Origin of the sequence: Caloramator sp. (genome assembly GCF_020054765.1) — a bacterium.
In the GTDB taxonomy this organism is placed as follows: Bacteria; Bacillota; Clostridia; order Clostridiales; family Caloramatoraceae; genus Thermobrachium; species Thermobrachium proteoclasticum.
Genome location: NZ_JAIHAO010000054.1, coordinates 1 through 11,695 on the forward strand (window position 1 = coordinate 1; position 11,695 = coordinate 11,695).

The window sequence follows — 11,695 nt, forward strand, 5'->3', positions numbered from 1 at the left end:
TTTTTGTGATTAATTTAATTTTACCAGGCATCTAAAACAGGTGCATATTTTTTGTAAAAAAATATGCTGAGGCTACGCCCCAACATTTATTATAGAACCGAAAATTAATGGAATTAAAGATAAAAGATTATTATTTTAAGTTGTAGAAGATAGTTTGATCAAGAAATTAAATTATTATTAATAAAAAATATAAGTTTAGAATATAAACAATATAAACTGTTTATAATTCAATAAAGTGAGTAGCAAAATAATTTAATTATAGAGTTAAAGAACTTATTAAGGTACTACCACGCAATTAAAAGACTAATAAACATATATAATTTATAAAGACAATATAGAACAGCTAAAGCGGAGTATTAAAGTTAATATGAATTAAAATATGAGGCAGCAAATGCCTCATTTTGCTTTTTGATAGAAATTTTTATAGAGAAAATCAATAGTACATATTTCAAAAAACTATAACAAAAAGTATTACTAAAAGCACTTAAAAATTTTAAACTGTTTGATGATTAATAGTAATAGTGATATTATAAAATTAAAAGAAAATTGTGAAAAAGGTGATTATGATGATTGGAGCTATTATAGGTGATATTGTTGGTTCAGTATATGAATGGAATCCAATAAAAACAGAAGATTTCGAGTTATTTTCTTACAATTCAAGATTTACAGATGATACTGTATTAACAATGGCAATATTTGAGGCGTTGGATGAAATAGAGAGCAAAAACATAAAGAATGAAAAAGAAAAGAAAATTATATATGCGATGATGTTAAAGGAATATGCATTAAAATATCCAGACGCAGGATATGGAGGAAGTTTTAGAAGATGGATTGCATCAAATTCATATGAACCATATGGAAGTTTTGGAAATGGTTCGGCGATGAGAGTTAGTCCTGTGGCATACTTTTTTGATAGCGAAGAAGAAATATTAAATGAAGCGAGAATAACAGCAGAGGTGACACATAATCATGTAGAAGGTGTTAAAGGTGCACAGGCTACAGCTATAGCAATTTATTTTGCAAGAAAAGGAAAAGACAAGGAGTTTATAAAAAATTACATAGAAGAAAAGTTTGGATATAATCTGAGTAGAAAATTAGATGAAATAAGGCCTACATATAAATTTGATGTAACCTGTCAAGGATCGGTTCCGGAATCAATAATAGCATTTTTAGAATCAAAAAGCTTTGAAGATTCAATAAGAAAAGCAGTATCATTAGGTGGTGATAGCGATACAATGGCATGTATTTCTGGTGCAATAGCGGAAGCATATTATAAAGATATACCAGAAGAGATTATAAATAAAGCAAAAGAAAAGTTGCCTAAGGATTTAGTTGATGAGTTAAATAAGATGATTGATAAAGTTAAATAAATGAATCAATATTTTTATATTGTTTTAGTAATAATTAGATTTTAACGTATGTTAATAATTATTAAATATGGAAGTGTAGGTGTATTTAAATGACAAAGAAAAAAGAAAATGTTAATAATAAAAAATCAATGAAAAAGTCAAATGACGATATAGATAATAAAATAGAGCTTATAAGAGATTTTATTTTGAAAAAAAATATAACCCAATTTGATCTTATTGATGTAGTTGAAGATCTATTTTTAACATCATATTATTCTATAATAGAAACAGCCGAAGGAGAGGCTTTAGCTGATAAAAAGGTAGATTTGATTTATGATTTAGCTGTTGATGTAGCTGCTGCAATATATGAAACTGCTATTGATAGAATACCAAAAATTAATGAATATGAGCTTATAGTTACATCAGTAATTGCTACGGGCTTAATTACAAGGACAATAACAGAAAATAAAGAATATATAAAATAACAATAAAAAGGTTAAAAAAGTAATTAATAATTGTTATTAATGTATATACAATTTGTGAATAAATAACCTATTTGGCCCTTTATATATAAGGGGTTTTTTGAAATTTTTATAAAATTAGATTTGTCAAGTAATAGAGGTAGATAAATATTTTATACATTCCATGTATAAAACTTAATTTAGCAGCTAAAAAATGAATTTTTTAGGGATTGAAAAATGACCTATAGAGCTTAGATTTTTCAAAGACTAAAAAAGGGTGCTGTAGAAATGAATATGACCTGTTTATAGGGGCTTTTATGCCAATAAAAAGACGAGGTAATTATATGTTTGTTATTTTTAGAATATGTTTAGCATTATATTTAGCCAGAAGGGTTTATGAAAATACAGAAAGAGCATAAATTGTGTGAGGAAAGTTAAAGAGGACAGCAATTTTTGTAGCTTTTGTGGCGAACCTATTAAAAAAGTTGATAAAATGGAAGAAAATGAGTCTTATAATTTGTCTGAAACTGTTATAATGAAAGGGCTTTATAATAGAGTAAAAAGTCCTTTATTTGTCGAAATAGTTTACTTTTTTATACTTTGTGGTATAATATGACAAAAGGAGGTTGATACTATGAAAAGGTTTGACATTGATTTAAGAGGAGAAAAGAGAGCAAAAAAGAGTTTAAGAAAAGGTCTTGCAGCGGGTGTAGCTATAGGTGCGGCACTTGGAGCAATCTCAGGTATATTATTTGCACCAAAGTCAGGTAAAGAAACAAGAGAGGATTTAAAGGAGGGTGCAAAGGAGGCTTTAGATAAGGCAAAGGAAGTTGCAGAAAACGTAAAGTCAAAGGTTGTTAAGACAAGTTGCTGCTGTGAAGGAGAAGAATGTTTAGAGGATTTTGACTGCTGCTGTGAAGATGATATGGGCTGCTGCTGTGGAGAAGGTGAAGATTGCTGCAATGATGAAGAGGAAAAAGAGGGAGAATAATATATGGGTAGTTTAACTTTAACTATAACTTTAAGTGATATACTTGCAGTAGTTGGTATAGTTGCAGTAATTTTTATTACATATTATATAGTTACTACTTTAAAGAAGTTAGGCTTAATGGCAGACAAGATTAACAGCATATTAGATACAAATAAAAACAATATAGATAACACATTAAATACCCTACCTAAGCTTGTTGATAATGTGAATAAAATTGCAGCAAGTATAGAATCAAAGGGTGATGAGGTAGGAGATATTGTATCAAGTGTAAATGAGGTTGCAGCGACTGTGGATGATATAGTATCAGCAGTTTCTGATGTTGTTGATGTGTTTTCACAGTTCAGGAGCCTTTTTTCTAAAAAGAAGTTTAAAATAAAGCGATAAGCATAGGCTTATCGCTTTATTTTGTAGAGAGTGTCAAACTTTATTTGATTTGGATATTTGCTAATAAATTCATTGAAGTTAATTGTTAATTCTTCAAATTTAGATAAAAAGGATTCAAAGTCTTTATTTTCTTCAAGTAGAGGTTCAACATCATCCTTTTCGCTATCTATAATTATAAAATCAAAGTCGCCTTCAATATTTTTAAGTACGTCCTTTACATTGTCAATTAATCTATGGGGACTTACTGCAATATCGCAGGCACAGTGACCATTACTTATATGATATAAATTTTTATCCTTAATTTCAACTAAATAAGATAAATTTTGTACATAAAGGCTGCTCTGTTCGTTTCTTTCTATAACCTTTTCATTGATAGTATTTTTTGTTTCGGCAAAAATAAAATAACACATAAAATCACCCCTTTTGTTTTATTAATTATATATTACCAGAAAATAATTATTAAAGTAAAGTAATTGGCGTTATAATTGTATTTATTTTATTATAAACATAATTTATAATATCTTTGGGTGATGTTATGGAGTATTTTATGAATGAGGCTATTAAGGAAGCAAAAAAATGCCTATATTTAGATGAGGTGCCGGTTGGTGCTGTGATTGTTAAGGATGGAAAAATAATAGGAAGAGGACATAATTTAAGGGAAACTTTAAAAGATGCAACAGCCCACGCTGAGATAATTGCAATAAAGGAAGCCTGTAAAGCATTAGGTGGATGGAGGCTTATTGACTGTGAAATATATGTAACTTTAGAGCCCTGTGTTATGTGTGCTGGGGCACTTGTAAATAGCAGAATAAAAAGGCTGGTTTTTGGAGCCTATGATAAAAGGTTTGGTGCCTGTGGAACCCTTTATAATATTGCATGTGATGAGAGATTAAATCATAGGATAGAGGTTATAGGGGGAGTGCTTTCTAAGGAATGTGCAGACCTTTTAAGCAATTTTTTTAAAAAAAAGAGACGATTATAGTACTTCTTTCAGATTGTTGACAAACCTAATTGTTAGCTAAAGTATGAAAAAGCCCCATGAAAGGATTTTAATAGGCTCTTTCATGAACTTTAGCAATTCTTGATTTTCGACTTTAAAAAAGTCCGTAATTTGGCACAGGATGTGCCGAGCCGAGCGGCCATCAGGACGATGGCATAGCGAGGGTAGGACTTTTTTAAACAAAGAAAAGCTTAGAATTGCTTAGTGAAATGAACGAATGCCCAAGAAATCCTTAATGGGCTAATCAATATATAACTTTTTCAATAGCTTGAGAGAGAATTATAGTTCCTCTCTTTTAATTTGCATTCTATTATTAAAGAAGGTTTTATATCCTAACAATAGGAATATGATTACACTTATTGATACACTACCTAAAATACCAAGCATAATAGCAATTTGATATTCTATTGCAACTAAGGGCGAAGAACCTGATAGTATTTGTCCTGTCATCATACCAGGTAAGAATACTATTCCCATTCCAACCATAGAGTTTATAGTAGGTAGTATTGCAGAATCGAAGGCATTATCTAATATTGGTTTGCAGGCATCCTTAGGAGATGCACCGAGCATTAGTGAACATTCAATTACATCAATTTGATTTTTAAATCCATCAATTAATTTGTTTATTCCAAGGCTTATTCCTGTCATAGAATTGCCTATTATCATACCAGCAAGAGGAATAAAGTATTGAGGATTATACCAAGGTTTAATGTTTATGACTATTAAAATGAAATAAAATAGTGTAAATAATGTTCCAACTATCATAGAAAAAATAACTACTTTTTTAAGTTCATAAGAAAGTTTAGTTTTAGAACGTTTTATTATGTTTTGTATTGCAAAAATCTCCATAATTGATATTACAAGGAGGGTTATAAAAGGATTTGGATTTTTAAATATATATGTTAGAATATATCCTGTTAAAATTAGTTGTAGAGTCATTCGAGTAGTAGATATTATTATTTCCTTTTCTCTATTTAAGCCTCTCCTTTTAACTATTAAAAGAAGAATTAGTATAAACAGATAGGCAGACAATACCTGCATTATTGATAATTTTACAGCTCCATTCAAATAAATCATCTCCTTTTATTTATTTCAATTATATGGTCTGAGTATTTTTTTGCTATTTCGTTAGAGTGGGTTACCATAATAAGAGTCTTATTATTTTTCTTTACATATTCTACTACATAATTAATGACTAAATCCTCTGTATTTTCATCAAGGGCAGATGTTGGCTCATCTAAAAGTATAACTTCAGGGTTCATTATAAGTACCCTAATTAAGCAAACCCTTTGTTTTTCTCCGCCAGATAAATTTTCAGCAGGTTCATTTAGGTTTTTATTTACATTAAATTTTTCTAAAAGATTTTCTATCTCTTTAATATCATAGATTTCAGACTTAGAAAATTTTTTGCCTATTAAAATATTATCCAATATACTTCCCTTATATATAATGGGAGTTTGTGGAAGCATAACTACTCTTCTTCTTAAATCAATTGGGTTGTACTGGTTTAGTTCTTTTCCGTTATAATAGATTTCTCCTTCATCAGGGCTTATTATGTTATTTAGCATTTTAAGTAGAGTTGTTTTACCACTACCGCTTTCCCCTACTATGCTTGTGACGGCGTTTTTATTTATATTAAGGTGGTCAATATAGAGTATATTTTTGTATTTGAGATTTTTTATTTCAAACATAGTTTTATCCTCCTATTTCATTAATAAGTTCTAAAGCCTTTTCTTTTGCTTTTATAAGCACATCTTCACCCTCTTTAGTAATAGAGTAGTATTTTCTGATTTTTCCGTTTACGTTTTGTTCCTCTACAGATAGAAGTCCCTCTTTACAGAGGGTGTGAAGAATAGGGTATAATGTTCCAGGGCTTATATCATATCCGTGGTGTTTAAGTTCCTCTATCATCCAAGAACCATAAAAGGGTTTCTTTTTTGCGTGGTGAAGTATGTGTATTTCGATAAAGCCAAGGAAAAGTTTGCGTAATATTTTGCTATCCATTAATAAACACTCCTATCTAAATTCGTTATCGAAAATCGATAATAAAATTATATCATTATTGAAAAAACAATACAAGTTAACTAAATATAAAATGTTGACATTAAAAAATAATACATATATCATATTACTTAGATGGAGAGATGGCAGAGTGGTCTAATGCACACGACTCGAAATCGTGCGTACGGGCAACCGTACCGTGGGTTCAAATCCCACTCTCTCCGCCAAAATTTAATATTTATTAAAATTATTTTTTAAATATGTAAATAATAGGACGACAAAATTGTCGTTCTATTATTTTTTTTGTAGATGTTAAATCAATGTAATACATAATTGGTATAATTTGCGAACGATTATATATACTCATCGCTTTAAAAATATAGTATAAATACAATAAAGGAAAAAATGAAAAAGGAGGGATGAATTATTTTTATTCAATTAAAAAAATAAATAAAGGGGGATCGATATGAAGATGAAGAAATTTATTAGCTTCACGCTGTCTGTTGCTCTTTTGTTTTCAAGTTTAATGCCTATGACGAAGGCAGCTGAAAACAGACGTGCAAATCAAGAAAATTTGGTACAAAAGTTCAAACTGCAAAAGTATCTTAAAAACTTTAAGGAAGTTGATGCAAGAAGAGCATTAATCCAAAAGTTTGGTAACGTATCAATAGTTGATGACAATTTTGACAATATGAAACCAGAACCAAAAGAAGATGACAATGTAAGGATAATAGTTGAATTTGACAATCCAACTGCATTGGATTTGGCAAATTCAAAGAATGTAAGTTTAAAAAATAATAAACAGTTGATTGATGATGTAAAGGTTAATCAGACAAAACTTATATATCAAATTAGTAAGTTTGGTAAAGTTAGACATACTTATCAAAGCGTTTTAAATGGTGTTAGTTTAACTGTTAAGTATAGAGACATAGATGCAATTAGAAAGATTAAGGGAGTAAAAAAGGTAACAGTTGTTAACAAATATTATCTTGATATGTCAACAGCTGTTAATATTACAAACTCACCAACTGTTTGGAATGAACTTGGATTTAAGGGTGAGGGTACTGTTGCTTCAATAGTTGATACAGGAATAGATTATACACACAAGGATATGAAGCTAACAGATCCATCAAAGGCAAAGCTAAATAAAAACTCAATAACAGAAGGACCAGGTAAGTTCTTTACAGATAAGGTTCCATACGGATATAACTATGCAGATATGAATACAGACATAATTGACAAATCAGGTAGTATGCATGGAATGCATGTTGCTGGTATAGTTGCTGCAAATGGTGAAATTAAAGGTGTAGCACCAGAGGCTCAAGTTCTTGCATTAAAGGTTTTCTCAAATGATCCAGCAAATGCTGGTGCCTTTACTGATGATATTGCAGCAGCAATTGATGATTCTGTAAAACACGGTGCAGATGTAATAAATATGAGTTTAGGTTCATCAGCAGGATTTGTAATGCCTGATGACCCAGAGCAAAGAGCAATAAAAAATGCAACAGATGCAGGGGTTGTGGTTGTTGTTTCAGCAGGTAATTCATATTACTCAACATATCCATATGTATCATATGCACAAGACCCAGATACATCTATAGTAGGTTCACCTGGTTTATTCCCAGATACTATACAAGTTGCATCATCAGAGAATACACATTTAAGACTTCCAGCTTTAACATATGTATTAGGTAATGAAACAGGTGATATGGGTTATACTATATCAGAAATTGATCCAGTTGGAGTATTAAAGGGAGAATATGAACTTGTTTATTGTAACTTAGGATTGCCTCAAGATTTTGAAGGAAAAGATTTAACAGGAAAGATTGCTTTAATAAAAAGAGGGGCTATAACTTTTGTAGAAAAGAAGCTAAATGCACAAGCAGCAGGTGCGGTTGGTGTAATTGTATTTAACAGAGATGGAGATAATTCATATATTAATATGGCGACAGACCCATCAGTTAAAATTCCTGCTGTTTTTATAAACAATGCAGATGGAGTAAAGCTATTAAACAACATAGAAAATGGTGTTAAGGTTAAATTCCAAGGAAAGCAGGCAGTTGCTCCAAATTCAAACGCTGATAAAATGTCAGATTTTTCATCTTGGGGACCAACACCAGATTTGAATTTTAAACCAGATTTAACAGCACCAGGAGGACAAATCTATTCAACTGTAAATGCAAATAAGTATGAGACAATGAGTGGTACATCAATGGCAGCACCTCATACATCAGGAGCTGTTGCACTTGTTGTTCAATACCTAAAATCAAAGAATATGGGATTAACTCCAAGGGAATTTGTTGAACTTGCAAAGAGATTATTAACAAATACTGCAGAGCCAATGATAGATAAAGCGGTAGGATTACCATATCTAACAAGAAAACAGGGTGCAGGATTAATTAAGGTAGATAAAGCAATAAGGACAAATGTTACAGTAAGTACTGAAGGTGGAAGAGCTGTTGCAGCACTTAAGGAAGTATCAAATCAGACAACATTTAAGTTAAAATTAACTAACTTTGGTCAAGAAACTTATACATTCAACTTAGTAGATAAATATGGTGTCTTAACTACTTATCAAAGAAATGGTTTATTATATCCAAATGCTATGAAACTTACAGGTGCATCAATTTCATTTAGTGAAAATGAAGTTACAGTTGCACCAAATGAAACAAAAGAGGTAACAGTAACTTTAAATGTACCTGAAAGTGCACCAAGTAATATATTTGTTGAAGGTTTTATTAGTTTAATAGAAAAGGATAGCAAAAATCCAGAATTAGTAATGCCATATATGGGATTCTATGGAGAATGGGATAAAGTAAGAATTTTTGATGCACCAATGTGGGATGAAAATTCATATTATGCCCAAACAACATTAGTAGACTCAATTGGATTCTATTTAGGAGTTGACGGATATAATGAAGAATATGGTATGCCAATTATAAATCCAAAATATATTGCAATTTCACCAAATGGAGACTCTATGTTTGATGGAGTAATGCCTCTTGTTTCTTTCTTAAGAAATGCAAAGGAATTTAAGATTGAGGTATTAGACTCCAATAAGAATGTTTTAAGAACTATTTCTTATGATAAGAACATTAGGAAAAATAGAGTAAGTGAAGAATTCCCAGCTAAGTACAATTTTGATTGGGTATGGGATGGAATGCTCTATGATGAGGAAAAGGATGAATACTTTGTAGCACCTGAAGGACAGTACTTTATAAGACTTTTAGGAAAAGTTGATTTTGAAGGTGCAGAATGGACAGAACTTACAATGCCTGTAAAGGTTGACTTAACACAACCTGAAGTTGAAGTTTTATCAGGAGATAAACCAACAGGCTTAAATAAATATGACTTGGAGTTTGAAGGCAATGACAATTTAGGAATAATGTACTACTTAGTTGCTGTAAATGAAAATTATGACAATATAATAGAATTTAAACCAACAGATGAACTTAAATTATCTGTTGACCTTGAAAACGGATTAAATGTAATTGAAATAGTGGCAGTTGATTATGCAGGTAATTTCCAAATTAAGAGAGTAGAGGTGGATAATTCACTAATTAAATTCAATGTTGATAGAGTATATTATACAAATCAAAATGATGTATCAATTGAGTATACATTTGATGACTCTATTAGATATTTTGTAGATGACGTTAAGGTATTCTTTGATGGAGAAGAGGTAGAGGATAATAATAAGCTTGAATTTAAAGAATTAACTGAGGGAGAGCACAATTTAATAGTTAGAGCATATGCATATAATTCGCTTATAACAGAAGGCGAAGTAAAGATAGTAGTAGATACTACAATGCCAACAATAACTCCAGGATACAGTGGTTCAATGTTTGATAGTAGAGAAGTATGGCTTTCAGGTGAAGTAAGCGAAATGGTAAAGAGCCTAAAGATTAATGGGCAAGAAGTACCTGTAGAACCTTGGTATGTGTTTGATGGAGTATCAGATGAAGCAAGATTAGTTTATATGTATTTTACAGAAGTAAACTTTGAAAAGGATGGAGTAAATAGGATATATGTTGAGGTAGAAGATTTAGCAGGTAATAAGAATAGCTTTGCGTATAAGGTATTTGTTGATACAACTGCTCCAGTAATTGAATTTGAAGGAATCAATGATGGTAAAGTAAAGGTTTCTAAGGATGTAGACAAATACACTGTTAAACTAAATGTTTCTGATGAGGTATTTGGATATAGGCTTTATGTAAATGGAAATCAAATCGCCTATGAAGAGAGCGAAGTTGGAAATGGAGTATCAAAGTCATATACTTATGACGTTAAATTAAAGGATGGAGTAAATAAAGTTACATTTAGAGCAGTTGACCTATTTGGATTTGAAACAGTAAAGACTGTTGAAATAATTAAAGATAGCAATGCTCCTATGATTGAAATAACAAGTCCAGAAAGTAACGCAACATTTGAAACCAAGAAGGTTACTTTAAAGGGTAGAGTAACTGATAATGACAAGATTGAATGGGTTAAGGTTAATAATGAAGTTGTAACACTAAATGAAAATGGTGAATTTGAAAAGGAATTAACATTTAGTGAGTTTGGCCAATATGAAATTGTAGTTACAGCAAAGGATGAGGCAGGTAATGTATCAACTCAGATTGTTAATGTTAACCTTGTTAAACCTCATGTAGTTTCAATTGAATTAACAAAGGATAAAAATGCTGTAGAGAGAGGAGAAACTGCACAATTTAAGGCAGTTGCAAAATACTCTGACGGTAGTGAAGTAGATGTAACAGATACAGCAGTTTGGACAAGTACAGCTGGAACAATTGAAAAGGGATTATTCACAGCACCAAAGGATTTTTCAGGAAATGTAACAGTTAAAGTTTCGTTAGAAGGTGTTGAAGCTACTTCAAATATTGAAGTTAAGGTTCCAGTTGTAAAGAGTCTTGAATTAAAGGCAGATAATTATACTTTCTTATTTAATAATACAGCTAATTTAACAGTTACAGCAACTTATTCAGATGGAACAGTAAAGGACGTTACTTCAGAGGTTAATTATGTAGTCTCTGATCCAACTATGATTAGTTTAACAGGAAACAAGGTAAAGGGATTAAAGCACGGAGAAGTTAAAATATATGCAACATTAGATGGAGTAAATTCAAATGAAATAAAACTTAATGTAATTAAACCAGCAGAAGTTATCAAGAAGATAATCAATGTAATAGCAAGAAAACTTAATATAAGAAAGAGTGCGACTGTTAATAGCCAAAAACTTGGAACATTTAGTTATGGAGCAGAGGTTGAATACCTTGAAGTAGTAAATGGATGGTACAAGATTATATACAATGGTGATATAGCATACGTTTCAGCTAAATATGTAAAACCAACTACAAAGATTATATACAATAATGATGTAAAGGAAAAGAAGGTAACAACAACAGTTGCTTTGAATGTAAGAAAAGGAGCAAGTACAAAGTATAGAAGAATAGGAGTTCTAAAGAAGAATACACAGGTTACAGTATTGGAAAAAGTAAATGGATGGTAT

Annotated in this window: 10 protein-coding genes and 1 tRNA gene; 7 read left to right on the forward strand and 4 right to left on the reverse strand. The window is 30.8% G+C overall.

The genetic code is table 11. The features are described 5' to 3' along the window. Positions 1 to 566: 566 nt before the first annotated feature. From JG776_RS11430 to JG776_RS11445, 4 genes are all read left to right on the forward strand, one after another. The gene (locus JG776_RS11430; RefSeq protein ID WP_291967634.1) at positions 567 to 1,370 is read left to right on the forward strand and encodes an ADP-ribosylglycohydrolase family protein; all 804 of its coding nucleotides are present in this window, start codon (positions 567 to 569) and stop codon (positions 1,368 to 1,370) included. An 89-nt stretch (positions 1,371 to 1,459) separates the two neighbouring features. Then, positions 1,460 to 1,834: a hypothetical protein gene (locus JG776_RS11435; protein WP_291967636.1), complete on the forward strand. Its 375-nt coding sequence runs from the start codon at positions 1,460 to 1,462 to the stop codon at positions 1,832 to 1,834. Positions 1,835 to 2,444: 610 nt separating this feature from the next. Further along, complete coding sequence (locus JG776_RS11440; RefSeq protein WP_291967638.1) at positions 2,445 to 2,801, forward strand: YtxH domain-containing protein; 357 nt, start codon at positions 2,445 to 2,447, stop codon at positions 2,799 to 2,801. A 3-nt stretch (positions 2,802 to 2,804) separates the two neighbouring features. After that, positions 2,805 to 3,185 carry a DUF948 domain-containing protein gene (locus JG776_RS11445; protein ID WP_291967639.1) on the forward strand — a complete coding sequence of 127 codons (381 nt, stop codon included), beginning with the start codon at positions 2,805 to 2,807 and terminating at the stop codon, positions 3,183 to 3,185. A gap of 8 nt (positions 3,186 to 3,193) precedes the next feature. On the opposite strand, the gene JG776_RS11450 is transcribed toward JG776_RS11445, so the two are convergent. Further along, on the reverse strand, positions 3,194 to 3,595 hold the full coding sequence (locus tag JG776_RS11450) for a hypothetical protein (protein WP_291967641.1): 402 nt from the start codon (positions 3,593 to 3,595) through the stop codon (positions 3,194 to 3,196). Between the two features lie 125 nt (positions 3,596 to 3,720). On the opposite strand from JG776_RS11450, the gene tadA reads away from it, so the two are divergent. Continuing rightward, the gene (gene tadA / locus JG776_RS11455; protein ID WP_291967643.1) at positions 3,721 to 4,167 is read left to right on the forward strand and encodes a tRNA adenosine(34) deaminase TadA; all 447 of its coding nucleotides are present in this window, start codon (positions 3,721 to 3,723) and stop codon (positions 4,165 to 4,167) included. A 297-nt stretch (positions 4,168 to 4,464) separates the two neighbouring features. Here tadA and fetB read toward each other — a convergent pair whose 3' ends face one another. Genes fetB through JG776_RS11470 form a run of 3 tightly spaced genes read right to left on the reverse strand, consistent with a single transcriptional unit; the run spans position 4,465 to position 6,189 of the window. Further along, positions 4,465 to 5,253, reverse strand: a complete 789-nt coding sequence (fetB, locus tag JG776_RS11460; RefSeq protein ID WP_291967645.1) for an iron export ABC transporter permease subunit FetB — start codon at positions 5,251 to 5,253, stop codon at positions 4,465 to 4,467. Between the two features lie 5 nt (positions 5,254 to 5,258). Then, complete coding sequence (locus JG776_RS11465; protein WP_291967646.1) at positions 5,259 to 5,876, reverse strand: ABC transporter ATP-binding protein; 618 nt, start codon at positions 5,874 to 5,876, stop codon at positions 5,259 to 5,261. A 4-nt stretch (positions 5,877 to 5,880) separates the two neighbouring features. Further along, positions 5,881 to 6,189, reverse strand: coding sequence for a PadR family transcriptional regulator (locus tag JG776_RS11470; RefSeq protein WP_291967648.1), 309 nt, complete (start codon positions 6,187 to 6,189; stop codon positions 5,881 to 5,883). Between the two features lie 134 nt (positions 6,190 to 6,323). Here JG776_RS11470 and JG776_RS11475 point away from each other — a divergent pair. Together JG776_RS11475 and JG776_RS11480 are read left to right on the forward strand one after the other, a co-directional pair. Next, a tRNA-Ser gene (locus JG776_RS11475) sits at positions 6,324 to 6,413 on the forward strand. A 239-nt stretch (positions 6,414 to 6,652) separates the two neighbouring features. Beyond that, on the forward strand, positions 6,653 to 11,695 hold a 5,043-nt coding region (locus JG776_RS11480), incomplete at its 3' end, for a S8 family serine peptidase (RefSeq protein ID WP_291967650.1).

Bases quoted from the DNA above. Each gene is read 5' to 3' on its own strand.
- JG776_RS11430 (WP_291967634.1), top strand. From the start codon at position 567: ATGATTGGAGCTATTATAGGTGATATTGTTGGTTCAGTATATGAATGG.
- JG776_RS11435 (WP_291967636.1), top strand. From the start codon at position 1,460: ATGACAAAGAAAAAAGAAAATGTTAATAATAAAAAATCAATGAAAAAG.
- JG776_RS11440 (WP_291967638.1), top strand. From the start codon at position 2,445: ATGAAAAGGTTTGACATTGATTTAAGAGGAGAAAAGAGAGCAAAAAAG.
- JG776_RS11445 (WP_291967639.1), top strand. From the start codon at position 2,805: ATGGGTAGTTTAACTTTAACTATAACTTTAAGTGATATACTTGCAGTA.
- JG776_RS11450 (WP_291967641.1), bottom strand. From the start codon at position 3,595: ATGTGTTATTTTATTTTTGCCGAAACAAAAAATACTATCAATGAAAAG.
- tadA (WP_291967643.1), top strand. From the start codon at position 3,721: ATGGAGTATTTTATGAATGAGGCTATTAAGGAAGCAAAAAAATGCCTA.
- JG776_RS11465 (WP_291967646.1), bottom strand. From the start codon at position 5,876: ATGTTTGAAATAAAAAATCTCAAATACAAAAATATACTCTATATTGAC.
- JG776_RS11470 (WP_291967648.1), bottom strand. From the start codon at position 6,189: ATGGATAGCAAAATATTACGCAAACTTTTCCTTGGCTTTATCGAAATA.